Source organism: Streptomyces millisiae, from assembly GCF_031845425.1.
GTDB lineage: Bacteria > Actinomycetota > Actinomycetes > Streptomycetales > Streptomycetaceae > Streptomyces > Streptomyces millisiae.
The window spans coordinates 181,912-206,277 of record NZ_JAVREM010000004.1 but is presented as its reverse complement, the minus strand read 5'-3'; the positions used below and the strand labels follow the sequence as shown (position 1 = coordinate 206,277).

The window sequence follows — 24,366 nt, the reverse complement described above, 5'->3', positions numbered from 1 at the left end:
TCTTGATTCGTTTCAATCAAGCGGGCGTGACAGTAGGGCGACGCGGAACGCCGGTCAATACCCCGCGCACCGGGCGCTGTGGCGCTTGAGACTCGCTACCGCTACGACTCGACGGCGGCCCGCGTCCACGGCCCGACGCCGAGCAGGCCCGTGGTGCCCAGGTCTATGCCGCCGTCCGGGGTGATCGTCTGCGACTTCTCGCCGGGCGCCGGCACGACCTCGACGTAGCGCGCGTCGAGCGCCGGCCCGCTGGTGTCCGTCGTGTTCCGCCAGACCAGGGACGCCGTGGCCGACTCGCCCGGCGCGAGCGTCACCGGCTGGGGCTCGTCGAAGCCGGCGACGGAGGACGTGATCTTCGTCTCGTCGTGCTCGATCGCGACATCCAGCGCCTCGAGCTCGTCGTCGATGAGGGTGAGCTGCGGGTAACCCTCCACCGTGTACGGCTGGTCGCCGCAGTTGGTCAGCTGGATGGTGCCGGCGCGCAGGCCCATGGCGGCGTCGATCAGGCCGGGGGAGACCCGGGCGCCGGACTCGGGGCACTCGGTCGAAGGGGCCGTGACCTCGGGTGGCTCGGGCTGCGGCGACACCACCGCCGGCGCGCCCGCGCCCTCCGCGCCGTCGCCTCCGCCGGCCACCTCGGTGCCGCAGCCGGCGAGCAACGCCCCCACCGCCGCCAGGCTCAGCGCCGGCCCTCTCGTTCTCCTCCACCTCATGCCGCGATCCTCGCACGCGCCTTCGCCGGGGGGAACGGACGAAAGTGAGGTGCGACCACCCTCTTTCGTAGCGTAGAGTTCATTTCACCGCCGCGGGGTGGAGCAGCTCGGTAGCTCGCTGGGCTCATAACCCAGAGGTCGCAGGTTCAAATCCTGTCCCCGCTACGAGAGTTCGGGCCCGGCATCCGTGAGGATGCCGGGCCCGAACGCTTTCGCCGTCGCGTTCGGCGGCGTTCGCCCGCGTTCGCCCGCGTTACGCGTCGAGGGCCGTGCCGTAGAGCCGGTCCGCCCGGATCCGGATCACCACCCGCCGCTCGGCCACCTGCTCCCGCAGGAACTCCGCCTCCGCCGCCTGGTCCGCGGGCGGTTCGGGCAGCAGCGACAGCAGTTCGCGCCCCACCGCGTCCCCCGGCTCCCGCGTCGGCTCGGACACCTCGGCGGTGCCCTCGACGACCGCGAAGGCCAGGTGGTTCGCCGTGCTCACGTGCAGCGCCGCGTGCGGATCGCGGCTGAGCTGCCGTGGCTTGCCCCGGTCGGCGGTGCTGGAGACCCGCAGCAGCCGCCGGTCCTCGTCCCAGTGGTAGAGCACCGTGGTCAGGTGTGGATGCCCGCTGGCCCGCACGCTCGCCAGCACGCCGAACCCGCGCTGGCCCAGCAGCCGCGAGGCCTCCGTCTCGTCGAGCACCCGCGGCCTCGGCTTCTCGTTCTCACTCATCGCCCGCTCCGTTCCTCTCGTCTTCTCTTCGGTCTTCTTCTCGCACGCTCCGCCGCCGCTCGCCGGCCTCAGAGCCCGGCCGGCACGGCGCCCGCCCGCCTCGACTCCCGCTCGCGCTCCCGCTGCGGCGTCGGCGTGGCTCCCGGCCGCCGCCTGGCCAGCGCCGCCACCGCGACCACGAGGGCCACGCCGAGCAGCGCCGCGCCGATCCCGAACGCCAGCCGGTAGCCGGCGGCCAGCGCCTCCGCCCGCTCGGCGCCCTCGCCGAGCAGTCCCTCGGTGCGGGCGGCGGCGGCCGTGGAGAGCACCGCGATGCCGAGCGCCATGCCGACCTGCTGGGTGGTGTTGAAGAGCCCGGAGGCGAGGCCGGCGTCCTCGGACCTGGCGGCCGACATCCCGAAGGTGGTCAACGCCGGCTGCGCGAGGCCGAATCCGGCGCCGAGCAGCAGCAGGGGCAGCAGGTCGGTGGCGTACGCCGCGTCGTCCGGCAGCCGGGAGAGCAGCACCAGCAGCGTGGTGAGCATCGCCAGGCCGACCAGCAGCATGGCCGGTTCGCCGAACCTGGCGTTCAACCGGGCTGCCAGGCCCAGCGACACGGCGCCGATGGCGACGGCCGCCGGCAGCATCGCGAGTCCGGTCTCGGCGGCGCCGTAGCCGAGCACGTTCTGCAGGTGGAGCGCGAACATCACCTGGAACGAGAACATCGCGCCCACCAGCAGCACCTGGATCAGGTTGGCCGCCCAGACCGCGCGCGGCCGCAGCATCCGCAGCGGCATCAGCGGGGTGCGGGCCGTCGCCTGCCGCAGCAGGAAGCCGGCGAGCAGCGCGAGACCGACCAGTCCCGCGCCCAGCGTGTGCGCCGAAGTCCCGCCGTGCCGCTCGACGTTGACCACCGCGTAGCTGCCGAGCAGCAGTCCGCCGGTGACCAGGACCGCGCCCGCCGCGTCGGCGCCGGCCCGCAGCCCGAGCCCCGTGTCGTCCGGCAGGTGGCGCCGGGTCAGGAGCAGCACGGCGACGCCGAGCGGCACGTTGATGAAGAAGTTCCAGTGCCAGCTGAGGGCGTCGGTCAGCACGCCGCCGAGCACCTGCCCGATGGCGGCGCCGGTCGCGCCGGTGAAGCTGAACACGGCGATGGCGCGGCCGCGTTCGCGCGGCTCGGTGAACAGCGTCACCAGGATGCCCAGCGCGACGGAGGACGCCATGGCGCTGCCGACGCCCTGGGCGAACCGGGCCGCGACCAGCAGCCCGGGCGAGGTGGCGAGGCCGGCCAGCAGCGAGGCGCCGGTGAACAGGGCGGTGCCGGCGGCGAACATCCGCCGGCGGCCCAGCAGGTCGCCGAGCCGGCCGGCGAGCAGCAGCAGGGCGCCGAAGGCGATCAGGTACGCGTTGACCACCCAGCTGAGGCCGGTGGCCGAGAAGCCGAGGTCCTCCTGGATGGCGGGCATGGCCACGGTCACGATGCTGCCGTCGAGGACGATCACCAGCATGCTGGACGCGATCACCCCGAGTGCGACCCAGCGTGAGCGGGCGGCGGATTCGGATGCCATGGGACCTCTCCTGTCGTCGATCAGGCAACAGGAAGGACACTAACAGATGGTTCTGTTGCAGACTATCTATCTCGGGTCAAAGATTGCCCGTGATGGCCCCACTACCCGCTCTGCCGCGCCCGCCGCGCCGGCCGCGGGCTCTCGACCGGCTCCGCCAGCACCCCGCCGACCAGCCGCCTCATCGCCGAGAGCAGCGCCTCCCGCTCGTCCTCCGGCAGCGCGGCCAGCGTCTCCCGGTGCACCCTGTCGACGATCTCCTGGCTCCGCCGCGCCACCCGCGCGCCCTCCTCCGTCACCGCGATCACCCGCGCCCGCCGGTCCGCGCTCGACGGCCGCCGCTCCGCGAGCCCGGCCTCCTCCAGCGCGTCCACGGTCACCACCATCGTGGTCTTGTCCATGTCCCCGATCTCGGCCAGCTGCGCCTGGGTCCGCTCCTCCTCCAGCGCGTGCACCAGCACGCAGTGCATCCGCGCGGTCAACCCGACCTCGGCCAGCGCGGCGGCCATCCGGGTGCGCAGCACATGGCTGGTGTGGTCGAGAAGGAACGACAGGTCGGGCTCGGAGCGCGTCTGCGGCGTCATGGCGGTCATGCCGGCCAGCGTAACAAGCAGACGATCCGTCGCGGATGATCCGCAACCGACCCAATCGCCCCCCTCCCGTGACGTGGCACTCCGTCCTATGATCATCACTCCGCGTACGAGGGGGTATGAGGATGGCCGCGGGGGACTCGGCGTCGCGCAGGGCCCAGGAGGCTCGGCGGCAGGAACGACTGCTGCGCGAGCAGTGGCAGGAGGCACGCCGGCGCGCCGCGCGGTGGGAGGCCGCGAGTGAGGGGGAACGGCTGGTCGCCGCCCAGCTGCTGGTGCTGGCCGAACGCGGCTGGCGGCTGCTGATGGACCGCCGCTGGCCGGGCACCGCGGCGGCCAACGTGGACATGCTGCTGGTCGGCCCGGGCGGCGTGTACGTCGTCGACGTCAAGAACTGGGCCCGGGCGCCCGAGGGCCGGGACGACCCCCGGCTGTCGCGCGAGGTGGCCAAGCTGCTCGCCGTGACCCGGGCCACCGAGCGTGCCGTGACCGCCCTCGGCATGTCACCCGTGGCCGTCCAGCCCGTCATGGTCTTCGCCGGGCACCGCGTGTCGGCCACCGCGGGCCGCGTGCGGTTGCTCGGCGAGTACGAGGTCGGCCGCGCGCTCACCGCCGAGCGCCGCCGGCTGCTCCCGGCGGCGGTCCGCGCCGTCGCCGACCACCTCGCGGACGCCTTCCCCGAGTACGGCCAGCCCGCCGACGAACCCCCGGCCACCCCCCGCGCCTCGCCCCGACCCCCGGCCTCCGACGGCCTCTTCGAGCCCGAGCGCCTGCACGAGGCGGCCCTCGACGCGGCCCGCCAGGGGCCGATCGAGCAGTGGATGACCTTCCTGCATCCCGAACAGGTCGCCCTGGTCCGCCGCGACTGGTCGGGCCCCGCCAGGATCAGCGGCCCCGCCGGCACCGGCAAGACCGTCGTCGGACTGCACCGGGCCGCCCACCTCGCGCGCCGCGTCCCGGGCCGGGTCCTCTACGTCACCTTCGCCAAGAACCTGCCCCGGGTGCAGGCCACCTTCCTGCGTGCCATGGCCCCCGCGGTCGCGAACCGGGTGGAGTTCCACAGCCTGCACGGCTTCGCGCAGAAGTACCTCAACGACCGTGGCGTGCCCACCCAGTTGCACGGTGACAAGGCGACGACCGCGTTCAGCCTGGCCTGGAAGCGGACCGGAAGAGAGGGGCCGCTCGGCGCCGTCGCCCCCGACTCCCGCTACTGGCGCGAGGAGATCGACTACGTCATCAAGGGGCGGGGCCTCACCACGCTCGCCGAGTACCTGACCGTGTCGCGGCGCGGCCGGGCGCGGTTGGCCAGGGCCCAGCGCGAGGCCGTCTGGGCCCTCTACCAGGAGTACGAACGGCTGCGCGTCGAGCGCGGAGTGCACGACTTCAACGACATCCTCACCCTCGCGCTCCGTGAGGCCACCTCGCCCTCGCGTCAGGAACCCGGCCCCTACGACGCGGTGATCGCCGACGAGGTGCAGGACCTGACCCTGGTCGGCGTCCGGCTCCTGCACGCCCTGGTGGGCGACCGCCGCAACGGCCTGCTGCTCATCGGCGACGGCCAACAGGCCGTCTACCCGGGCGGCTTCCGGCTCGCGGACGCCGGCGTCGACGTGCGCGGCGACCGCGGACAGGTGCTGCGCACCAACTACCGCAACACCCGCGAGATCATCGAGGCGGGCCTCGCGCTCGTCGCCGACCACCCCTTCGAGGACATCGACGGCGTCCGCACCCCCGGCCGTCGCGACATCGAACTCGTCCACCACGGCGGCCAGGTCACCCGCGCCACGCACCCCACCCGCGAGGCGCACGACCACGCCCTGGTCCAGGCACTCACCGCCCGGGCCGCCCCGGACCACTGGGGTGACGCCGCGGTGCTCTGCCCGACCCGTCGAGCCCTCGACCACTACCAGCGCCTGCTCGACCGGCGGGGCATCCCGGTCCGCACCCTCGAACAGTACGACGGCAACCCGGTGAACGCCGTGAAGCTGGGCAGCTACCGCCGCGCCAAGGGTCTCGAGTTCAAGCACGTCTTCCTACCGGAACACGACGCCACCCTCCACCACGCCACCGGCATGCCCGAGGAACTGGTCGGCGAACACGTCGAGTTGTCCCTGCGTCAGCTCTATGTCGCCGTCACCCGCGCGCGCGACACCCTGTGGCTGGGCAGCGTCGCCTGAGACACGCGCCGCCGCCCGGCCGCCCGGCGTCAGGTCGCGAAGATCAGCCAGAGGTCCCAACCCGGGGCGTTCTCCCGGCACTCGTAGGCGTCGGCACCCCCCGGGTTGTTGGGCCACAGGTACTCCTCGCCCACCGCGACGCACTCCTCGTGTGTCGCGTAGTGGCCGTGGAGCTGGTAGTAGTCCAGCGCCTCGGCGGTCCCGCCGGCCATCGCCACCCCGACCGCCGCGGCCGCTCCGACCACCGCCATGCGTATGCGTGTTCGCACGATCCAGTCCTCCCCTTGACGCGTCCGATGCTCGCGCCTCGGGATTCAAGGACAGAATCCCCCACCCGGCAAGACCTCCCGCACGGGCGCCCGCGGTGGACGACCACGCCGACCGGGCTGGTGTCCCTGTCGCTGGCCGCGCACAGGTGCGGACCCCGCCCACGCTCGGTCGCGTGGCGGGGTCCTGTTCCCCCCTGGTTTCCCCCTGATTCCCCCGCGAACCGCCCTGAACTTCCCCCGTGAACGCAGGACGGTCCGTGTCCGGATGGTCAGATCCCAGACCGACTTGGAAGAGTCGCCACCGGGACCTCGGACATGTGCGACGCTACCCGTGGAGTCACCGGTCGACTACCCGCCGAACGCGGTGCTCGGCCGGAAAACGCGGAGACGAGGGAGACGTTCCTGATGGCACGGCTCAGTGCCGTACCCGGCGACCTCAGCAGGCTGACGACGCTCGTCGACAGCGGTGACCTGGAGGAGACCCGGGACATCATCAGCCGCGCGTACAGTCCCTACCAGTTGGAATGCCTGGGCGACGCGCGGGAGTTCTCCGCCTGGTACGCCGAGGGCGGGTTCCCCGGGGTCACGCTCTCCGACCTGCGGTACGGGTCGCCGCGGTTGAACGCGGAGACGCTGATCAGGCCGCAGCCGCTCGGCACCTACCTGCTGATGTGCGAGGTCACCCACGGCTGGGTGACGGTGAGTTCGCCCGGGCGCGAGGAGTGCCACGTCGGCGCCGGCGGGACCTACGTGCTGGACGCGCACCGCCCGTTCCAGGTGCGCTGGTCGCCCGGCGCACGGATGTTCACCGTGCGGCTGGCCCGGGAGGACGTGGAGCGGGCCGCGGCCGACGCGCTGGGGCTCGAGGAGCCGGTGCCGGCCAGGTTCGCGCTCGGCGGAGCCGTGTCGCCGCGGGCCGCCAGGACGTGGGCCGGCATATCGGGCGCGGTGCGCCGCGAGATCCTCGGCGAGGGCATCGCGGGCGACAACCCGCTCGTCGCCGCGCAGTTGACCCGGACGACGGCGGCCCTGCTCGTCGGGACCCAGCGGCTGATCGTCCCGAACGGCGCGGACATCCGGCGCACCGGCGTCGTCGGCCACGCCGCCGTGCGCCGCGCGATGGCCCTGGTCGAGGAGCGGGCCGACGAGCCGCACACGCTGGCCGACCTGGCCGCGGCGGCCCGGGTCAGCCCGCGCGCCCTCCAGGAGGCGTTCCGCCAACACCTGGACACCACCCCGCTCGGCTACCTCCGCGAGGTCCGCCTCAGGCGCGCCCACCAGGACCTGCTCGCCGCCGGCCGGGACGGCTCGGCGACCGTCTCGGACATCGCCTACCGCTGGGGCTTCTCCAACCTGGGGCGGTTCGCCGCCTACTACCGGGAGCGGTACGGCCAGCCGCCCTCGAAGACGCTCAGCGGCTGAACCGGCGCCGACCGGGTTCCGCCCCCTTGGCGGCGCCTGGACGGCGTGTAAAAATGCCGCGTGCTTACCTTCCGCGTGGCTCGTCGGCACATCGATCTCCGCCGGTCCACCAGCGCCTCCTGTTGCGCCTGACGCCCTGATCCCGACCGGATCCCCTTCCGCGGCAGCGCGGTCCTGACGACGGACCCTGCCGAGAGCGTCCTTCTCCACGAGACCGGCACCCCCTCCCGTTCCCGCGTGCCCGCGCGGCGCGTTCGGCTGTCGTGCTGTCGGTTCCGTGCCGTCCCCAACGGAGCGCACCATGCCCTCGCTCGCCCGAGCACGCAGGAAAACCGCCCCCGCGTCCGCCGAGGACGCCCCTCCCCCCGCCGAAGGACGCCGTCGCGGGGCGGTCGCCGGCCCGCTGCGCCGCGTCGGGCTGCGGCTGCTGGCGCTGGCCGTCCTGCTCGGCGCCTGGCAGGCCGTCGTCGTTTTGGAGCTGTGGCCGCCGGTGCTGGTGCCGTCGCCGGCCGACGTCGTCGACGCGCTGGTGCGGACGTCGACGGAGAACGACGGCGTCCGCGGCTACCAGGGCCACTACCTGGTCGAGCACCTGGGCGTCAGCCTGCGCCGGATCGCCGTCGGCGCGCTGATCGGGGTGGGCGTCGGCCTGGCCGTCGGGCTCCTCATGGGGACGCTCGCCTGGGTGCGGGTGGTGGTCGAACCCTGGGTGGCGTTCCTGCGGACGCTGCCGCCGCTCGCCTACTTCAGCCTGCTCGTCATCTGGTTCGGCATCGACGAGTCCCCCAAGATCTGGCTGCTGGCCATCGCCGCCATGCCGCCGGTCGCGGTGGCCACGGCCGCCGCCACCGCCTCGGCGCCGATCGCGCTGGTGGAGGCGGCGCAGGCCATCGGCGCCGGGCGCCGGCAGGTGATCCGCTCGGTCGTGCTGCCCGCCGCGCTGCCGGAGATCCTCACCGGCGTGCGGCTCGCGGTGGGCATCGCCTACTCCTCGGTGGTCGCCGCCGAGACCGTCAACGGGCTGCCCGGCATCGGGGGCATGGTCCGTGACGCGCAGCGCTACAACCAGTCCGACGTCGTCATCCTCGGGCTCTTCGCCATCGGCGTCTCGGGCCTGCTCATCGACAGCGGCCTGCGGCTCCTCGAACGCCGCCTCGCGCCGTGGCGCGGCCGCACCTGAGGCAACGCCACGGCGCCATGCCCCGCCGGAACGACCATCGAGAGAGAGAACCCCCATGCCCGGATCCCCGCGCGCCACCCGCGCCGCCGCCCTCACCCTCGCCCTCGCCGTCTCCCTCACCCTGAGCGCCTGCGGCTCGGACGGCGGCGGGTCGGGGGCCGGCGACCGGACCCTCCGCCTGGCCTACCAGGCGTTCCCCAGCGGCGACCTGATCGTCAGGGACCAGGGCTGGCTGGAGGAGGCGCTGCCCGAATGGGACATCGAGTGGACGCGGTTCGACTCCGGCGCCACCATCAACACCGCGTTCGTCGCGGAGTCGGTCGACCTGGCGGCGATAGGCTCCAGCCCCGTCGCGCGCGGCCTCTCGGCGCCGTTGAACATCCCGTACCAGGTCGCCTGGGTGCTCGACGTCGCCGGCGAGAACGAGGCGCTGGTGGCGCGCGAGGACGCGGGCATCGGGTCCGTGGCCGACCTCGAAGGCCGCACGGTGGGCGTGCCGTTCGCGTCGACGTCCCACTACAGCCTGCTCGCCGCGCTCGAACAGGCGGGTCTCGACGCGGCGTCCGTCGACATCGTCGACCTGGAGCCGCAGGACATCGTCGCGGCCTGGACGCGGGGCGACATCGACGCCAGCTACGTCTGGCTGCCCACGCTCGACGAACTGAGGGAGACCGGCCGGACCCTCACCACCAGCGCCGAGGTCGCGGCCGCCGGCAAGCCGACGCTCGACCTCGGCGTCGCGTCCACCGCCATCGTCGAGGAACACCCCGAGGTCATCGCCGCCTGGCGGGAGGCCCAGGCCCGCGCGCTCGACCTCATCCACGACGACCCCGCCGCGGCCGCCGAGGCCGTCGGCCGGCAGCTCGGCATCGACGCCGACGCCGCGGCCGCCCAGCTCGAACAGGGCGTGTTCCTCCGGCCCGCCGACCAGTCGAGCCCCCAGTGGCTCGGCACGCCGGAGGAGATCGGGGACGTGGCGGTGAACCTCCACGACGCCGCCGAGTTCCTCGCCGAACAGCACCAGATCGAGAGCGCGCCCGACCTCGCGGTGTTCCAGGAGGCCGTCCACGCGGAGGGGTTGGCCGATGTCGACGGCTCCTGACGCCGGGGCCGCCGGCACCGCGACCGTGGCGGCCGTCTCGGTCCGCGACGTGGCGCACGTGTACGGGCGCGGCGGGTCCGCCGTGCGGGCGCTCGGACCGATCTCGCTGGACGTGCCGGCGGGCGAGTTCCTGGTGCTGGTCGGCCCCTCGGGCTGCGGCAAGAGCACCCTGCTGCGGCTGATCGCCGGCTTCGACCGACCCACGTCCGGCGCGGTCACCGTGCGCGGCGAGGTTCCCGAGCCGGGGCGGCAGTCCGGCGTCGTCTTCCAGCAGCCGCGGCTCTTCCCCTGGCACACCGTCGGCGACAACGTCGGTCTCGCGCTGCGCTACGCGGGCGTGCCGCGCGCCGAGCGCCCCGCCCGGGTCGCCGAACTCCTGGACCGGGTCGGCCTGTCGGGCACGGCGGGCCGCCGCGTCTGGGAGATCTCCGGGGGCCAGCAGCAGCGGGTGGCCATGGCCCGCGCCCTCGCCGGCGACCGCGACCTCCTGCTGCTCGACGAGCCGTTCGCCGCGCTCGACGCGCTGACCAGGGAGCGACTCCAGGAGGACCTGCGGCGGGTGGGCCACGAGACGGGTTCCACGTCCGTCTTCGTCACGCACAGCGTCGACGAGGCGGTGTTCCTCGCGACGCGGATCGTCGTGCTGAGCCGCCGTCCCGGCGTGGTCACCCTGGACCTGCCCGTCGACCTGCCGCGCACCGGCCTCGACCCCGACGAGCTGCGCGGCCTGCCGGAGTACGCGGCGCTGCGCGCCGAGACGGGGGCCGCGGTCCGCGCCGCCGCCTGAGCCACCCGTACCACCACCCACGGAGGAGACCGAGATGACCACCACCGACACCACGCCCCTCGCGCTGGCCCTGACCGTCCTCGGCCCCGGCTTCGGCGCCCGGATCGACGACCTCGACCTGACCACCGCGACCGACGCCCAACTCGCCGCGGTCCGCGCGGCGCTCGTCGAGCACAAGGTGCTGTTCTTCCCCGCCCAGCGCCTCGACCCGGACAGCCAGGTGGCGCTCGGCCGCCGCCTCGGCGAACTGACCGCCTCCCACCCGGTGGTGCCCGGGGTCGACGAGGACCACCCCGAGATCTACGCGCTCGACGCCGCCGACAACGGCTTCGCCGACGTCTGGCACACCGACGTCACCTTCGTGCGCCGCCCCCCGCTCGGCTCGATCCTGCGCGCCGTCCAGGTGCCGCCCACCGGCGGCGACACCAGCTGGGCCGACAGCCAACTCGCCTACGAGTCGCTCTCGGCGCCGGTGCGGGACCTGGCCGACCGGCTCACCGCCGTGCACGACGGCAGCCGCGAGTTCGGCTACTACCTGGCGCAACGCCGTGGCGGCGAGGGCAACGAGTGGGACGGCGAGCGCTACCGCGGCCTCGACCCCGTCGAACACCCCGTGGTGCGGGTGCACCCCGAGACCGGCCGCAAGGGGCTCTTCGTGAACCCCGGCTTCACCTCGCACGTCGTCGGCCTCTCGGCGGCCGAGAGCCGCGGCGTCCTCGACCTCCTCTACGCCCACCTGACCAAGCCGGAGCACCTCGTCCGCCACCGCTGGCGCGCCGGCGACGTCGCGATGTGGGACAACCGCGCCACCCTGCACTACGCCAACCGCGACTACGGCGACTTCCGCCGCGTCATGCACCGCGTCACCCTCCGCGGCGACGTTCCCTTCGGCCCGGCGACGGCCGGCGGCCGCCCGTAGGGGAGGGGTCAGCGCGCGGCGGTCATCCGCCGCGCCATGGTGTGTTCGAGAAGGGTGATCAGGGCGAGCTTGCCGGACTCGCGGGAGCGCGCGTCGCACATCACGACCGGCACCCGCGGGTCGAGGTCGAGCGCGAGGCGGACCTCCTCGATGGTGTAGTCGCAGGTGCCGTGGAAGCGGTTGACCGCGACGACGAACGACGTGCCGCGGTGCTCGAAGTAGTCGACGGCGGGGAAGGAGTCCTCCAGCCGCCGGGTGTCGGCCAGCACGATGGCGCCGAGCGCGCCGAGCGCCAACTCGTCCCACATGAACCAGAAACGGTTCTGCCCGGGCGTGCCGAAGAGGTACAGCACCAGGTCGCGGCTGATCGTGATCCGGCCGAAGTCCATGGCCACGGTCGTCGTGGTCTTGGCCTCGACGCCGCTGAGGTCGTCCACGCCCTCGCTCGTCTTCGTGATCACCTCCTCGGTCCGCAACGGGGAGATCTCGCTGACGGCGCCGACCATCGTGGTCTTCCCGACGCCGAACCCGCCGGCGATCAGGATCTTGACCGCCGTCGGGAGACCGCCGTGACCGGGATACGACGCGGAGCCCGCGTCAGAGCCTGCGAATTCCATCGAGTACCGCCTGAAGAAGCTGGATGTCGGGGGCCTCGGCCAGCGCGATCGGCGCGCGGGTCTGGATGGCCCCCATGTCGAGTAGGTCTCCGAGCAGGACCTTGGTCACTGTCACGGTCATGTCCAGCCGAGCGGAGATCTCGGCGACGGAGAGCGGGCTGCCCGCGCACATGCGCAGGATCGCGACGTGCTCCGGCTCGTAACCGGGGCGTGCCGTGTCGGGGTTGGTGGCGACGATCAGGGTGATCAGGTTGAACTCGTCCCGGCTCGGCCGGGTTCGGCCGCCGGTCCTCGCGAACGAGCGCACGATGGGACCCGCGTCCACGTCCCACCATGATTCATCCGGTCCGGACATGGGGCCTCATCTCAGGGGGACGTGGGCGAGACCGCTGCCGCGTGCCGGGGCGCCGCGGCGAGGTACTCACCGACGCGCTTGACGAGCAGGTTCATCTCGTAGGCCACGAGGCCGACGTCGATGTCGTCCTCGCCGAGGATGGCGAGGCAGGCGCCCTGCCCCGCGCCGGTCACGAACAGGAAGAGGTTCTCCAGTTCGACGATCGTCTGCCGCACGTGCCCGCCGGCGAAGCGGTGCCCGAAGCCCCTGGCCAGGCTCTGGAACCCGGAGGCGACCGCCGAGATGTGCTCGGCGTCCTCCCGGCCGAGGTCGCGGGAGTGGGCGATCACCAGACCGTCGGCCGACAGGACGAGGACGTGCCGCGTTCTGGGGACCCGCCGGACGAGGTCGTCCAGCATCCAGTTGAGGTCGGTGGCCTGGTTCGGCATCTGCGTCATCGCGGGTCCCACTGCCCTTCTCCGGCCGGCCAGTTCCCGGCCACGTCGTCTTGTCCGCCGTCACGTTCCCGCTCCGCGTCGACGCGGCCCCGGTACGACTGGCGCTGGTACGTCGACATCAGGCGGCGCGCCTCCTCGGCCGACCGGTCACCGGGCGCCGCGTCGGGCGTCGGGGTGGTGGGGCGGAGCAGCTCCGGTTGCATGCTGGCCTGGCGGATCCGGCGCGGCAGCTGCTTCGGCGTGCGCCTCGGCGGTTCCTGACGTGCCGCGCCGCGCTGGAGGCCGTCGCGGATCGGCTCGACGTTGTCGGGCATGCGCGGCTCCTCCCAGCGGGACGGCGCCACCACCGTCTCCACGCGGCGCGGCGGCGGCGTCGGCTCCGGGGACGGCGGCACCGGGGCGTGTTGCCCGGTGTCGCGCGCCCAGGCGGGTGCGCCCACCGCCGGCCGCGCGCTCTCCGGCGCCTGCACACGGGTCTGTGCCGGTGCCGGTGCCTGCGCCCCGGCCATCGCCTCGACGCGGTCCTGGTCCTGCGCCTGCGCCTGGGCCTGGGCCTGGGCGTCGGGCTCGGTGTCCTTCAGCAGCTCCGTCGGCGCCAGGACGATGGCGGAGGTCCCCCCGTAGGGCGAGGGACGCAGCGTCACCATGATGTTGTGGCGGGCCGCCAGCCGCGCCACGACGAACAGGCCGAGCCGGGTGTCCTCCGTGAAGCCCATGACGTTGAACTCGGGCGCCGCCACCAGCAGGCGGTTGGCCTCCTCGCGCACCTCGTCGGACATGCCGATGCCCCGGTCCTCGATCTCGATCCCGAGCCCCTTGGGCACCACCTCGGCGCGGATCTGCACGCTGGTGTGCGGCGGGGAGAACGTCGTCGCGTTCTCGACCAGTTCGGAGAGCAGGTGCATCATGTCGCCGGCCACCGGGCCCGCGAGCGTGACCTCGGGGATGCCGGCCAGCTTGACCCGGGAGTAGTCCTCGGTCTGGGAGGCCGCCGCGCGCAGGATCTCGGTCAACCGCACCGGTCGGCGCCAGCGGCGGGCGGGCATCGCGCCGCCGAGGATGGACAGGTTCTCGGAGTTGCGCCGCATCCGGGTGGCGAGGTGGTCGACCCGGAACAGCTCGGCCAGCAGGTCGGGATCCTCCTCGCTGTCCCGCTCCAGACGGTCGAGCAGGGCCAGTTGGCGGTGCACGAGGCCCTGGCTGCGCTGCGCGAGGTTCAGGAACACCCGGCTGATGCCCTCGCGCGTCTCGGCCTGCTCGATCGCCGCGCGGACGGCGATGCGCTGCGCGATGGCGAACGCGCCGGCCACCTGCCCGATCTCGTCCGAGCCCTGCTCCATCTCGGGGACGGCCTCGGCGAGTTCGACCTTGTCGCCCCTCTGCAGGCGGGTGATGACGTCGGGCAGCCGCTCCTCGGCCAGCCGCAGCGTCGCGCCGCGGAGGTCCCGGAGCCGACGGATCAGCGCCCGGGACACCAGCACGGAGATCAACACCGCCAGCGCGATGGCCAGCAGCGCCCCCACGCTGGTCAGGATCACCGAGGTCATCAGGTCGTCCACCCGGTCGTTGGCGAAGCCGACCGCGAAGTCCACCTGGTCCAGGGTGAGTTGCTGGAGGCTCTCGGCGACCTGGAGCATCGAGGTCTGCCACTCCTCGAAGTCGCCGGGGATCCCGCCGGTCCCGACGGCCGCGTCCTCCGCGGCGACCAGCACCGACCACTCGGGTCCGGCGGTGATCTCCTGGAGGCGGTCCGCCTGCGCTCCCCGCAGCGCCGGCGCCACCACCCCCCACTGTTCCCGCTGCACGCCGACCAGCGCGGTGAGTTGTCGCTGCTCGGTGGTCGACATGCCGTCGGGCGACGACAGGCCCGTGGACAGCACCGCGTTCTGCCGGGCCAGGCTCTCCAGCGCGCGGAACATCGCCGCGGCGGTCGTCCCCTCGTTGAGCGCCTCGGAGTCGTTGGTCAGGCGGGCCTCGGCCTCGAAGTACGTCATGCCGGTGCTCACCGCGCCGGTGAAGAACTCGAACGCCTGGGCGTGGTCGACCGCGCGCGCGTCGACCTGCTGCCGGAAGTCGGGCAGCATCGCGAGGCCCTGGCTGATCTGCCCGAAGATCTCCTGGAGCGCGGGCGGGTTGTTCTCGACCACCGGCTCCGCGGCCTGACTCATCGCCGCGAGCTTCTGGTCGGTCTCCGCGCGCTGCTCCTGGAGCGGCCCCGGATCGGCCTCGGGATGGGCCAGGTAGCTCATCGACAGCCGACGCTCCTCCTGGAGCGCCACCATCGCGGTCACGCCGTTGACCCCGACCGCCTCCACGTCGCGCACGGTCTGCCGCAGGTCGAGCGCCTCGTTGAACCCGGCGATCGTGTACGTGCCCCACAGCGCGCTCAGGGCCAGGCTCGGGATCAGCACCAGCACGAGGACGCGGGCCCGGATCGACCAGGGGCCCCGCCGCCCGCGCGACCGGAGCAGGGGCCGCCGGCCGGCGTGCTGCCCGGCCCGGCCCCGTCTCGCCCGCCTCCCGGTGCCGGGGGCACTCACGGTGGGGGCTGTCTCGGGGTCATGCGGTGAATCTGACAGCAAGTCGAAAATTCCCCTGAACGGTGGACAACCGGAGCACCAGTCGTGACACCCCGTACGACATCGGCGCCCAGGATGCTGGAGCCCGGCGCGCCGCTGTCGACGATTCACGAACGCGGAGTCGTCACTTCCCGCACCGGGGTTTCCCCGTCGCCCCGCCCCCCGGCCTGGGACCGCCGGTACTCGCTGGGCGTGATGCCGTAGAAGGTGCGGAACACCCGGGTGAACACGGTCGGGTTCTCGATCCCGACGGACCTGGCTATCGCGGCTATCGGGCGCTGCCTGCGCCGCGGGCTCGCCAGGTTCCGGCGCGCCTCCTCCATGCGGCTCTCCCGGATGTACCTGGCCGGCGACGTGCCGCCCTCCCGGAAGACCAGCTCGACGTAGCGCACGGAGACCCCGAACGCCGCCGCCACCACCTTCGCGGACAGGTCGGGCTCGGCGAGATGCCGCCGCACGAAGTCCCGCATGCGCAGGAGTTGGGCGTGGTGGCCGAGCAGCCCGTTCACCCCCGACTGGTCGCCCAGCTCGTCGGACCGCAGCACCGAGAAGATCAACTCACGCAGGACGTGCCCGAGTTCGGGCAGCAGGTCCGGATCGAACCGCTCACCGCCGGAGTGCACCTCCGCGATCGTGGCCCGCAGCACCCGCAACACCGGGTTCTGGGCGGCGATGCGGCGACCGACGTGTTCGCCGCTGACCGGCATCACCCGCGTCACGTCGGCGCGCGGCAACGTCAGCACGAGGTGGTGGCCGAACTCGTTGGCGCTGAGCTGGAAGGGCGCCGTGCTGTCGAGCAGCACCGCGTCCCCGCGCCGCAGCCGGGACAGCGCGTTCCCGCTGAGCGACGCGCTGTCCTCCTGGGCGATCGAGAGCAGGAAGAAGTCGTCCTGGTTCCCGGCGAGCATCCTGGGCGTGCGCACCACGCGCACCGGATCGGTCCCGACGTCCGTCAGCGTCAGGCAGCCCAGGTCGAGTTGGCGGAGCCAGCCCGTGTAACCGGTGCCCTTCCCGGTGCCGCCGATCGGGATCGCGTCGAGCTCGATCAGGCAGTCGTGCAGCATCCCCCGCCAGGTGTCGACGTCGGGCGACGTGCCGCCCACCAGGTGCGACCGGCTCGTGCCGGGGTCGGCGCCGAGCGCCGCACCGGGCGCGGCGCCCAGGGCACGGGAGGCAGCCCCTCTCCCGTACGGCCGCGAGGTCCTGGGCGGCAGGCTCATCGCACGGCCCTTCCTTCGTAGGGGGCGGACCTCCAGAAATGTACAGACCGGGTGCGCGGATGGTCGGTTCAGGTCACGACTGACGGTTCACCATGTTCCCCGCCGCTGCCGAACCAGGAGGTACAGATGCGTAGGGCCGCCGTACTCGGGGGCAGTATCGCGGGGCTGCTGGCCGCCCGGGTGCTGAGTGACCACGCGGACGAGGTGGTGGTGCTCGAACGCGACGACGTCGCCCCCGCCGGCGACTTCGGGGGCGACCGGGAACCCCGCCCCGGCGTCCCGCAGGGCACCCAGATGCACGCGCTGCTCGACGCCGGCCGCCGCCGGATCGACCACTGGCTCCCCGGCTTCGCCACCGAACTCGTCGCCGCCGGTGCCGCGCTCGCGGACACCGGGACGGACGTGCACAGTTTCCTCGACGGCAGACGCAAGGTGCTGACGGGCGACATCGAGATGGTCAGCGCCACCCGGCCCTTCCTGGAGGCCCACCTCCGCCGCCGGGTGCTGGCGTTCGACAACGTGCGGCTGGTCAACGGCCGCGTGCGGGGCCTGGCGTTCACCGGCGACCGGGTGAGCGGGGTGCGGTACGCGGACGCCGCCGACGCGGAGGACGTGCTGACCGCCGACCTGGTGGTCGACGCCACCGGCCGGGCCAGCCGGATCGGCACCTGGCTGCGGGAGGGCGGCTGGCCGGAGCCGGGGATGCGGCGCATGCCGGTGGACCTCGGCTACGCCACCGCGCTCTTCCGCCGCCCCGCCGGACCCCACGACGCGACGCTGGCGCAGTCCCTGGCGAACCTGCCGGACGGCCGGCTGCGGCTCGGCACCCTCGGCCGGGTCGAGGGCGACCGCTGGGTCGTCCTGGTGGCCGGCTACGCGGACGACCGCCCGGGCCGCGGCGTCGAGGAGTTCCTGCTCCGCTGCAAGGAGGACCCGGCGGCACCCTTCCGCCAACTGGCCGAGGACGGCGAGCCGATCGGCGAGCCGGTGACCTACCGGCACCCCGACAACCGACGCCGCGACTTCCACCTGCTCGACCGGTTCCCCGCCGGCCTCGTCGCCGTCGGCGACACCCTGGCCTCGTTCAACCCCATCTACGGCCAGGGCATGTCCTCGGCCACGTCGCACGCCTCCTGCCTGGCGACCTACCTCGAATCCGGGCAGTCCCCACGCGACCCGGCCTGGTCCTACTTCAGGCAGGCCCGCACCGTCGTGGACGACGCGTGGCAGACCTCCGCCCTCAACGACCTGAAACTGCCGCACGTCACCGGCCCCCGCCCCCGCGGCTTCACGGTCGCCTCCCGCCTCAGCGACCTTATCGTCCGCGCCTCGGTGACCGACCCGGTGATACACCGCCGCTTCCTCGACGTGATGCACATGCGGTCCTCGGCGAAGACCCTGATGCGCCCCGGCACCCTGCTCCGCGCGGCGTGGGCGACCCGCCAGCGGGACACCGGCCGGGTCGACGCGGCGGTGTGACGCCGTGGCGGGCGACCCGCGGCGGGGTGGTGCGCGCCGTCGCAGGAGGAGCCGACGCGCGATCGCGGCCTTCACACCACGCGTACATCGTGCCGTCCCGGTCGAGGGAATCGCGACCGAAAGGCACCGAAGTGGCCGATGCGCACTACAGTTCTCCGTGAGCGACCCGTCACGGCGGGTCGTTCTTCGACGGCTGGGCGGGTGACCGGGGGCACCCTGTGCGCATTTTCGTGGGGGCTTTGTGCGTGACATGGTCAAGGGCTCGAACGTATCTCTGGCGGCCCTGAGTGAGAGCGTCGGTTCCGTGATCGTCAGTCTCGGCTGGGTCAGTCCCGCCGGCGACGGCGACGCCGACGTCTCGGTGTTGTTGCTCGACGAGAACGGCAAGGTACGCGGCGACGCGGACTTCTACTTCTACAACAACCCGGTCGCCGCGGACGGCAGTGTGCAACTGCTGGGCAAGACGCCCACCGCGGAGGGGAACGAGGACCGGATCAGCTTCGACCTGACGGCCGTTCCCGCCGGGATCGAGAGAGTCGTCGTGGCCGCCAGCAGGTACAACGGCGCGCGTTTCGGCGAGTTGGAGGACTTGCGGCTTTCGCTGGCCGACGCGTCCGGTGAGAGCCTGCTGCGCTTCGCCATAGACGACGTCGACTCGGTGAGCGCGGTCATCTTCGGGGAGCTGTACCGCCGGGGCACGGACTGGAAGTTCCGCGCGGTCGGGCAGGGCTACGACAGTGGCCTCGCCGGCCTGGCCACGGACTTCGGCGTCGACATCCAGGACGACTCGGAGGAAGCGGGAGAACCGGTCGCCTCAACCGAGGCTTTCCCGAGCGAGCACCTTTCGAGCGCACCCACCCCCGTCCCGTCGGCCGAGCCGCTCCCTGCTCCTGCCGTCGCCGAGGCGAGCGTGCCCGCCCCGCGTGCCGGCGAGGCCGGCACCACACCGAAGAAGCCGGCGGCACGCCCCAGGACCGCCCGTAAGAAGGTCACCCTCCCCAGACTGGCCAAGAAGTCCCTGGCTGAGAACGAGTCCTGGAAGGAGGCCAGGCTGTTCCCGGTCTCGGTGCTCAGGACCGACCGGGACAGGGAGGCCCGAGCCACCTCGGTACTGCTCTCGGTGATGGGGCAGGTGCCGGAGTTCGGTCGAAGACTCACCGCCGCGTTCGGCGCGCCGGCCGGTCGCATGGAGACGTTCACCGAGGTGGCGCTACCGCACGGCGACACCCCACGGCGTCCCGATGGCGTGATCCGCGTCGAACGCGCCGGCAAACTGTGGACCGCGCTCGTCGAGACGAAGACCAACGGCAACGCCCTCAAGTCCGATCAGGTGCAGGCGTACGTCGACATCGCCGCACGTCGCGGTTACGAGGCCGTGATCACCCTGTCGAACGACGTGGCTCTGGAGGGCAGCCCCCTCGTGGACGTCAAGATCGACGGTCGCCGCAAGCACAAGGTCGCTCTCTGGCATCTGTCCTGGGCCGAAGTCGCCCACCAGGCCCAGATGTTGATTCAGCACGAGGGCGTCGGGAACGCGGCGCACGCCTGGCTGCTGAGGGAGCTGCTGCACTACCTCCAACACGAGAACTCGGGCTGCCACGGCTTCCAGAACATGGGCCCCGCCTGGGTACCCGTGCGAAACGGAATCGACGACGAGACCCTGTGCCAGGGAGATCCACGCGCGCTGGAGGTCGTGGAGAGCTGGGAGCGGCTCATCCGGCAGGTCTGCCTGCGGCTGGGAGGCGAACTCGGCCAGAAGGTACTCCCCGTGCAGCGCGCCAAGCGCGGAGACGATCCGGGAGCCCGCCGCAACCGTCTCGCCGACCAACTGTGCCTGGACGGGCGGCTCCAGGCCGAGCTGCGCATCGATGGCAGCCCCGGCGTCCTCGCCATCAGCGCCGACCTGCGCACCGGCAAGCTGCGTACCTCCATCGAGATCGCGGCGCAGGAACAGGGCTATCCCCTGTCCTGGGCGAAGCGACTCATCAAGCGGCTTTCCGAAGCCCCGGCGGACCTGCACATCGAGACCCTCGTCGAGGGCGAGGGAATAGGCCCCCGAGGCACGCTCGACAAGCTGCGCCCCGAACCCGCGGACCTGCTCCCGAAGAACAACGGCGGCCCGATCACCGGCTTCCGGCTGACCCTGTCCAAGGGCATGGGCAGCAGCCGAGGCAACGCCGAGACCGGCTTCATCCGCAGCGTGGACGACGCCATCCACCGCTTCTACACGGGCGTGGTCGTCCACCTCGACCGACCGACACCGCGCCGGACCGTCGCCAAGGCGGCCTGACCAGCCGACCCGGCTGAACTCCGCGACATCTCGAGTTCAGCCTCAGTAGGAGCCGGCCCGGCGAGGGAGGGTCACGACGACGGTGAGGCCGCCTGCCGGGTTGGGGTGGGCGGTCACTTCTCCCCGGTGGGCGTGGGTGACGGCGCGGACGATGGACAGACCGAGGCCGGATCCCTTGGCGGTGACCAGGCGTTCGGTGCGCAGGCGGCGGAAGGGCTGAAAGAGGGCCGGGATGTCGTAGTGGGGTACCTCGGTCCGGTGTTGCTCACTTCGATCTCCACGTGCTCCTCGCGGGTACGGCTAGTGATGCGGACCCATCCGTCGGAGGTGGCGGTGTTGTGCCGGATGCCGTTGTCGACGAGGTTCTGCACGACGCGTTCGAGGAGCAGCGGGTCACCGGCCGTCCGGGCGGTGCCGGGCTGGGCATACAGGGTGACGCCGGCCCGCTCCGCTTCCGCGGTGCTCTGGGTGACCGCATGGGTGACGACGTCTGCCAGGTCGACCGGTGCCGGCTCCGGGACGTGGTTCTCCGCGCCGGCCAGCAGCAGGCCGGAGATGAGCCGCTCATGCCGGTCGTTGGTCTGCAGGAGTTCTTCGCCGAGCTCCTTGACGTCCTCGGACGCGGTCTTGCGGTGCATGGCCATCTCCGCCAGTGCGTGGCCGAGGGCGAGGGGGTGCGCAGCTCATGGGAGGCGTTGGCGACGAAGCGGCGCTGGCCGTCGAAGGAGCGGTCGAGGCGTTCGACCATGGTGTCGAAGGCGTCGGCCAGATCCTTCGCCTCGTCCCTGGGGCCGGCGAGGGTGATGCGCTCGTGCAGGCTGCGGTCCGCGGTCGGGGCGGCGGCGATACGGCGGGCGGTATCGGTGACTTGGCGGAGGGGGGCCAGGACACGGCCCGCGATGAGCCAGCCCAGCCCGCCGGCCGCGGTGGCGACGACGGCGAGGGCGATGCCGCCCAGCGTGAGCAGCGAGGTGACAGCGGCGTCGTTGAGCCGTTCCCGCTCCGACTCCTCGAACGCCGAGAGCTCGGGCGATGGTTGAGCATCGCCGCGCGGCGCCGGTGAAGGTGCTTCCTCGATGCCGTCGGAGTTGACGCTGAGCGGGCCGCCGCTGCCCAGTTGCTGACTGAACAGGACATAGGTGACTCCGAGCAGCACGATCCCGACGGCTAGGAACAGGCCGCCGTAGACCAGCGTCAGACGGGTGCGCAGGGTCAGTCGGCCGGGCCTGAGCCGGAGTCGGCCACAGCCGCGGAGAGTGCGGGGAGCGCGTGCGTCGGCGTGCGTCACCGGATGCGGGGGGCCCACCGCGGTGACGGTCTCGATGACGGGCGGATCGCCGAGCTTGCGGCGCAGCTTGAGGATGGCGACGCGGACCACTCCGGTGAAGGGGTCGATGTGTTCGTCCCAGGCCTTCTCCAGCAGCCGCTCGGCGGAGACGGCGGCACTGCCCGCCGCCAGCAGCTCGGCCAGCACGGCGAACTCCTTGTTGGTCAGTGCGATGCCCCGCCCGTCACGGGTCACCTCGCGGGTGGTGGGATCGAGGGTGATGCCGGCGCGCCGGAGCACCGGCGCGGAGGTGGCTCGGGTGCGGCGGCCCAGGGCGAGGACCCGGGCGGCGAGTTCGGGGAGCGCGAACGGTTTCGTCAGATAGTCGTCGGCGCCGAGGGAGAGGCCAGAGACGCGATCGGTGACGGTGGTGGAAGCGGTGAGCATGAGCACACGCGCCGGGGAACCGCCGTCGATGAGGCGGCGGCACACGTCGTCCCCGTGCACCCGCAGCAGGTCGCGGTCGAGGACGACGACGTCGTAGTCGTTGACGTTGGTGCGCTACAGGGCCGCCGCGCCGTCGTAGACGATATCGACGGCGTGCGTCTCCTGGCGCAGCCACTCTGCGATCGTGTCGGCGAGCCGCCGTTCGTCCTCTACCACCAGTACCCCCGGGCCGTGCTCAGCCCTCCTGGTAGTGCGTCTCTGGTCACTCGGCGGGGTGCCGTCATCGTCGAAGCTGGGCTGCCCGTCGTCCTCCGTGACGTCGGTCTGGCCCCTCTCCTCCGGCCCCGTGTGCGGCTCCGTCCTGTTGGACTCCCACCGCTGTTCCTGCGACTCCCTGGCGTCGGCCCCGCCGTCGGAGGCGAAGGCCGCCCCGGCGCCGCCCATCGCCAGGGCCGCAAAGGCCGAGATGGCCACGATCAGCTTCCCGCGCTTCTTCATGATGACTTTCCTCTCAGTGATGTGTTGCCGGCATCCGGGTCGTTCGAGGCCGGAACTGAGAGATGCAACAGCCTCAGCTGTTAACTCACCGTTACGCGCGTGGCGCCAACCACTGGTCTTTGAAAGGACGTTGAGTCGGGCTGTACGCCGGGCTGTGTCCTGGAGGGGCTCAGGCTCCAGTCAGGTGGGCGAGCCGGGGGGGATGACGCCTTCGGGGATGTCCTCGGGCCAGGGGGAAGGCCGGGGGCGACGACGCTGGTGGCGTGGCCGTGGCGGCACATCAGTGCTGGTGAGGCGTCCACAGGCCGCCGAACTCCCGTCGCATGATGGCCAACATGATGGCCGGCTGGTCGGAGAAGTGCGGGTGGATCGAGGGAGCGGCGATGCCGACCCCGGTGGGCGGGTGCGGAGGATACGAGCGAGGGCACTACCGCGACGGCCCGGCCGTCCCTCCAGTCGGAAACCGCTGGGGAAGACTGGGAGTGGCGATCTGTGGAAGGGCTGTCACGACGGGATGTCGACGGGCAGCCCCGCGACGCGTGCGGCGTCGGCCAGCCGCTTGTCGTAGGTGATGAATGAGGTCAGTCGTGGACGGATCCACAAGGCTGTGCCCAGGTGGATGGCGTCCAGGCTCCGCACCGTCGCCGGCCTCACGGTCTGAGCCAGGATGCGGATGCCCGGGGCCATGTCCACCATGTCGATCAGGTCCAAGATCGAGGGGAGCCGCGTAACGGACCGCGGGGCGTGACGGGCCAGGGCCCGGAACGACTCGATTTCTACCAGGACCGAACTGGTCCAGCCCGTCTCCGCCCGCTCGTCCAGCCAGTCCCGCAGTGCCTGCGTCTCTGCTTCGGCGTGGACGAGTTTGACGACCGCGGCGGAGTCGAGATAGATCATCAGCGTTCTTCCCCGCGCTCCCGGGAGATCTCCGCGGCGACATCGACGCCATCCGGTTCGTCCAGCGGCACTCGCAGAACCGCGCGTCGCATAGCGGCGGCGCGCTCCCTGCGCATGGCGGTCTCCAGCACAGCCTGGCGGATGGCGGCCGAGCGCGAGCTGCCATCGTGGGTGAGGATGTCCAGGGCGTGCTCGGTCTCCGAATCGCTGCGGATCGTGATGGTGTCAGCCATACGCCAAATGTAAGACGAAACGTCTTACATGGCAAGGGTGGGCCGCGAGAGCGTCCACCTGTCAGTGCGCGCGGCTGGCCGGCGGCCAGGGCGCGCCAGCCGCCTCGTGGATTCCTCCAGGGGGCCTCGGTCTGCTTACCGGCTTCGGGGCCGTACTACTGGAGGGCCTGGCCGGTGACAGCTGCGACGCACTCGAAGTCACGGTCACGGTGCAGCAGGGGCAGCCCTCGCAGCTCGGCGGTCGCGGCCACGACAAGGTCTACCGGTCCTGCGCCGCGGGGTCGCCCGCGCTGGGGCAAGGCGTCCTGGACCCGCCAGGCGCGGTCGTACGCCCGCTCGTCGACCGTGAACGGTGATGATGTTCGGATGCCACGGCCTGGCGGTGAGCCCCTGCTCCCCCTACCGCACCGCACCGCACCGGCGGAGCGGCTGGTCACGGGGTGAGTAGCAGCCCCTCCGGCGCCGGCCGCTCTGCCAAGTGCCGTGCGGGCGGTCACGCGATCGGGCTGCCCGAGCCGGTGGTCAAGCTGCTACGGAAGCACCGGGAGGGGCGGGACGCCGAGCGGTAGGCGGCCGGCGCGGCCTGGCAGGGGACGGACTATGTCCGCGCCTTGCTGACCGGCGGCCCG

General features: G+C 72.5%; 21 protein-coding genes, 1 tRNA gene and 3 pseudogenes. 9 read left to right on the top strand and 16 right to left on the bottom strand.

All coding sequences use genetic code 11. The features are described from left to right. Nucleotides 1-101 precede the first annotated feature (101 nt). Nucleotides 102-713 carry a DUF4232 domain-containing protein gene (locus RNC47_RS06830; protein WP_311596441.1) on the bottom strand — a complete coding sequence of 204 codons (612 nt, stop codon included), beginning with the start codon at nucleotides 711-713 and terminating at the stop codon, nucleotides 102-104. 91 nt (nucleotides 714-804) lie between these two features. On the opposite strand from RNC47_RS06830, the gene RNC47_RS06825 reads away from it, so the two are divergent. Continuing rightward, nucleotides 805-878: transfer RNA gene (locus RNC47_RS06825), tRNA-Met, on the top strand. 88 nt (nucleotides 879-966) lie between these two features. Here the strand turns inward: RNC47_RS06825 and RNC47_RS06820 are convergent. The 3 genes from RNC47_RS06820 to RNC47_RS06810 all read right to left on the bottom strand — a co-directional run bounded on the left by RNC47_RS06820 (nucleotide 967) and on the right by RNC47_RS06810 (nucleotide 3,565). Next, a complete protein-coding gene (locus RNC47_RS06820) occupies nucleotides 967-1,428 on the bottom strand; it encodes a pyridoxamine 5'-phosphate oxidase family protein (RefSeq protein WP_311596439.1) in 462 nt (153 codons plus the stop codon). 68 nt (nucleotides 1,429-1,496) lie between these two features. Beyond that, nucleotides 1,497-2,975 carry an MFS transporter gene (locus RNC47_RS06815; RefSeq protein WP_311596438.1) on the bottom strand — a complete coding sequence of 493 codons (1,479 nt, stop codon included), beginning with the start codon at nucleotides 2,973-2,975 and terminating at the stop codon, nucleotides 1,497-1,499. A gap of 101 nt (nucleotides 2,976-3,076) precedes the next feature. Then, the gene (locus RNC47_RS06810) at nucleotides 3,077-3,565 is read right to left on the bottom strand and encodes a MarR family winged helix-turn-helix transcriptional regulator (protein WP_311596436.1); all 489 of its coding nucleotides are present in this window, start codon (nucleotides 3,563-3,565) and stop codon (nucleotides 3,077-3,079) included. A 116-nt stretch (nucleotides 3,566-3,681) separates the two neighbouring features. On the opposite strand from RNC47_RS06810, the gene RNC47_RS06805 reads away from it, so the two are divergent. Beyond that, nucleotides 3,682-5,739 (top strand): nuclease-related domain-containing DEAD/DEAH box helicase, encoded by a 2,058-nt coding sequence (locus RNC47_RS06805; protein ID WP_311596435.1) that lies wholly within the window; start codon nucleotides 3,682-3,684, stop codon nucleotides 5,737-5,739. 29 nt (nucleotides 5,740-5,768) lie between these two features. Here RNC47_RS06805 and RNC47_RS06800 read toward each other — a convergent pair whose 3' ends face one another. Continuing rightward, on the bottom strand, nucleotides 5,769-6,008 hold the full coding sequence (locus RNC47_RS06800; protein ID WP_311596433.1) for a hypothetical protein: 240 nt from the start codon (nucleotides 6,006-6,008) through the stop codon (nucleotides 5,769-5,771). A 405-nt stretch (nucleotides 6,009-6,413) separates the two neighbouring features. On the opposite strand from RNC47_RS06800, the gene RNC47_RS06795 reads away from it, so the two are divergent. The 5 genes from RNC47_RS06795 (at nucleotide 6,414) to RNC47_RS06775 (ending at nucleotide 11,418) form a co-directional block, all read left to right on the top strand. Then, nucleotides 6,414-7,430: an AraC family transcriptional regulator gene (locus RNC47_RS06795; protein WP_311596432.1), complete on the top strand. Its 1,017-nt coding sequence runs from the start codon at nucleotides 6,414-6,416 to the stop codon at nucleotides 7,428-7,430. A 301-nt stretch (nucleotides 7,431-7,731) separates the two neighbouring features. Next, on the top strand, nucleotides 7,732-8,610 hold the full coding sequence (locus tag RNC47_RS06790; RefSeq protein ID WP_311596431.1) for an ABC transporter permease: 879 nt from the start codon (nucleotides 7,732-7,734) through the stop codon (nucleotides 8,608-8,610). Between the two features lie 55 nt (nucleotides 8,611-8,665). Continuing rightward, nucleotides 8,666-9,712: a taurine ABC transporter substrate-binding protein gene (locus tag RNC47_RS06785; protein WP_311596430.1), complete on the top strand. Its 1,047-nt coding sequence runs from the start codon at nucleotides 8,666-8,668 to the stop codon at nucleotides 9,710-9,712. Further along, nucleotides 9,696-10,499, top strand: coding sequence for an ABC transporter ATP-binding protein (locus RNC47_RS06780; RefSeq protein WP_311596428.1), 804 nt, complete (start codon nucleotides 9,696-9,698; stop codon nucleotides 10,497-10,499). The genes RNC47_RS06785 and RNC47_RS06780 overlap by 17 nt, the downstream gene beginning before the upstream one ends. A gap of 34 nt (nucleotides 10,500-10,533) precedes the next feature. Beyond that, complete coding sequence (locus tag RNC47_RS06775) at nucleotides 10,534-11,418, top strand: TauD/TfdA dioxygenase family protein (RefSeq protein WP_311596426.1); 885 nt, start codon at nucleotides 10,534-10,536, stop codon at nucleotides 11,416-11,418. Nucleotides 11,419-11,426: 8 nt separating this feature from the next. Here the strand turns inward: RNC47_RS06775 and RNC47_RS06770 are convergent, their stop codons facing one another. From RNC47_RS06770 to RNC47_RS06750, 5 genes are all read right to left on the bottom strand, one after another. After that, nucleotides 11,427-12,035 (bottom strand): GTP-binding protein, encoded by a 609-nt coding sequence (locus RNC47_RS06770; RefSeq protein WP_311596424.1) that lies wholly within the window; start codon nucleotides 12,033-12,035, stop codon nucleotides 11,427-11,429. Continuing rightward, nucleotides 12,016-12,390: a DUF742 domain-containing protein gene (locus RNC47_RS06765; protein WP_311596423.1), complete on the bottom strand. Its 375-nt coding sequence runs from the start codon at nucleotides 12,388-12,390 to the stop codon at nucleotides 12,016-12,018. The genes RNC47_RS06770 and RNC47_RS06765 overlap by 20 nt, the downstream gene beginning before the upstream one ends. Nucleotides 12,391-12,401: 11 nt before the next feature. Beyond that, nucleotides 12,402-12,827 (bottom strand): roadblock/LC7 domain-containing protein, encoded by a 426-nt coding sequence (locus tag RNC47_RS06760; protein WP_311596421.1) that lies wholly within the window; start codon nucleotides 12,825-12,827, stop codon nucleotides 12,402-12,404. Further along, nucleotides 12,824-15,238 carry a sensor histidine kinase gene (locus RNC47_RS06755; protein ID WP_311596419.1) on the bottom strand — a complete coding sequence of 805 codons (2,415 nt, stop codon included), beginning with the start codon at nucleotides 15,236-15,238 and terminating at the stop codon, nucleotides 12,824-12,826. The genes RNC47_RS06760 and RNC47_RS06755 overlap by 4 nt, the downstream gene beginning before the upstream one ends. Before the next feature lie 275 nt (nucleotides 15,239-15,513). Then, nucleotides 15,514-16,626 (bottom strand): helix-turn-helix domain-containing protein, encoded by a 1,113-nt coding sequence (locus tag RNC47_RS06750; RefSeq protein WP_311596418.1) that lies wholly within the window; start codon nucleotides 16,624-16,626, stop codon nucleotides 15,514-15,516. 126 nt (nucleotides 16,627-16,752) lie between these two features. On the opposite strand from RNC47_RS06750, the gene RNC47_RS06745 reads away from it, so the two are divergent. Together RNC47_RS06745 and RNC47_RS06740 are read left to right on the top strand one after the other, a co-directional pair. After that, the gene (locus tag RNC47_RS06745; protein WP_311596416.1) at nucleotides 16,753-18,105 is read left to right on the top strand and encodes an FAD-dependent oxidoreductase; all 1,353 of its coding nucleotides are present in this window, start codon (nucleotides 16,753-16,755) and stop codon (nucleotides 18,103-18,105) included. Nucleotides 18,106-18,355: 250 nt separating this feature from the next. Then, a complete protein-coding gene (locus RNC47_RS06740) occupies nucleotides 18,356-20,395 on the top strand; it encodes a TerD family protein (protein ID WP_311596665.1) in 2,040 nt (679 codons plus the stop codon). Nucleotides 20,396-20,437: 42 nt separating this feature from the next. Here RNC47_RS06740 and RNC47_RS06735 read toward each other — a convergent pair. The 6 genes and pseudogenes from RNC47_RS06735 to RNC47_RS06710 all read right to left on the bottom strand — a co-directional run. Further along, nucleotides 20,438-20,766 (bottom strand): annotated as a pseudogene (locus RNC47_RS06735) (sensor histidine kinase). Next, a complete protein-coding gene (locus RNC47_RS06730; RefSeq protein WP_311596663.1) occupies nucleotides 20,661-21,551 on the bottom strand; it encodes a HAMP domain-containing protein in 891 nt (296 codons plus the stop codon). The pseudogene RNC47_RS06735 and the gene RNC47_RS06730 overlap by 106 nt, the downstream one beginning before the upstream one ends. Before the next feature lie 144 nt (nucleotides 21,552-21,695). Next, nucleotides 21,696-22,328, bottom strand: a pseudogene (locus RNC47_RS06725) (response regulator transcription factor); the annotation flags it as partial. 783 nt (nucleotides 22,329-23,111) lie between these two features. Beyond that, nucleotides 23,112-23,504, bottom strand: a complete 393-nt coding sequence (locus RNC47_RS06720) for a type II toxin-antitoxin system VapC family toxin (protein WP_311596414.1) — start codon at nucleotides 23,502-23,504, stop codon at nucleotides 23,112-23,114. Continuing rightward, the gene (locus RNC47_RS06715) at nucleotides 23,504-23,737 is read right to left on the bottom strand and encodes a hypothetical protein (RefSeq protein WP_311596412.1); all 234 of its coding nucleotides are present in this window, start codon (nucleotides 23,735-23,737) and stop codon (nucleotides 23,504-23,506) included. The genes RNC47_RS06720 and RNC47_RS06715 overlap by 1 nt, the downstream gene beginning before the upstream one ends. Before the next feature lie 155 nt (nucleotides 23,738-23,892). Beyond that, nucleotides 23,893-24,081: pseudogene (locus tag RNC47_RS06710) on the bottom strand (PIN domain-containing protein); the annotation flags it as partial. Nucleotides 24,082-24,366 lie beyond the last annotated feature (285 nt).

Bases quoted from the DNA above. Each gene is read 5' to 3' on its own strand.
- RNC47_RS06780 (WP_311596428.1), top strand. From the start codon at position 9,696: ATGTCGACGGCTCCTGACGCCGGGGCCGCCGGCACCGCGACCGTGGCG.
- RNC47_RS06810 (WP_311596436.1), bottom strand. From the start codon at position 3,565: ATGACCGCCATGACGCCGCAGACGCGCTCCGAGCCCGACCTGTCGTTC.
- RNC47_RS06830 (WP_311596441.1), bottom strand. From the start codon at position 713: ATGAGGTGGAGGAGAACGAGAGGGCCGGCGCTGAGCCTGGCGGCGGTG.
- RNC47_RS06720 (WP_311596414.1), bottom strand. From the start codon at position 23,504: ATGATCTATCTCGACTCCGCCGCGGTCGTCAAACTCGTCCACGCCGAA.
- RNC47_RS06805 (WP_311596435.1), top strand. From the start codon at position 3,682: ATGAGGATGGCCGCGGGGGACTCGGCGTCGCGCAGGGCCCAGGAGGCT.
- RNC47_RS06815 (WP_311596438.1), bottom strand. From the start codon at position 2,975: ATGGCATCCGAATCCGCCGCCCGCTCACGCTGGGTCGCACTCGGGGTG.
- RNC47_RS06795 (WP_311596432.1), top strand. From the start codon at position 6,414: ATGGCACGGCTCAGTGCCGTACCCGGCGACCTCAGCAGGCTGACGACG.
- RNC47_RS06765 (WP_311596423.1), bottom strand. From the start codon at position 12,390: ATGTCCGGACCGGATGAATCATGGTGGGACGTGGACGCGGGTCCCATC.
- RNC47_RS06785 (WP_311596430.1), top strand. From the start codon at position 8,666: ATGCCCGGATCCCCGCGCGCCACCCGCGCCGCCGCCCTCACCCTCGCC.
- RNC47_RS06820 (WP_311596439.1), bottom strand. From the start codon at position 1,428: ATGAGTGAGAACGAGAAGCCGAGGCCGCGGGTGCTCGACGAGACGGAG.
- RNC47_RS06775 (WP_311596426.1), top strand. From the start codon at position 10,534: ATGACCACCACCGACACCACGCCCCTCGCGCTGGCCCTGACCGTCCTC.
- RNC47_RS06750 (WP_311596418.1), bottom strand. From the start codon at position 16,626: ATGAGCCTGCCGCCCAGGACCTCGCGGCCGTACGGGAGAGGGGCTGCC.
- RNC47_RS06790 (WP_311596431.1), top strand. From the start codon at position 7,732: ATGCCCTCGCTCGCCCGAGCACGCAGGAAAACCGCCCCCGCGTCCGCC.
- RNC47_RS06770 (WP_311596424.1), bottom strand. From the start codon at position 12,035: ATGGAATTCGCAGGCTCTGACGCGGGCTCCGCGTCGTATCCCGGTCAC.
- RNC47_RS06760 (WP_311596421.1), bottom strand. From the start codon at position 12,827: ATGACGCAGATGCCGAACCAGGCCACCGACCTCAACTGGATGCTGGAC.
- RNC47_RS06740 (WP_311596665.1), top strand. From the start codon at position 18,356: ATGGTCAAGGGCTCGAACGTATCTCTGGCGGCCCTGAGTGAGAGCGTC.
- RNC47_RS06715 (WP_311596412.1), bottom strand. From the start codon at position 23,737: ATGGCTGACACCATCACGATCCGCAGCGATTCGGAGACCGAGCACGCC.
- RNC47_RS06745 (WP_311596416.1), top strand. From the start codon at position 16,753: ATGCGTAGGGCCGCCGTACTCGGGGGCAGTATCGCGGGGCTGCTGGCC.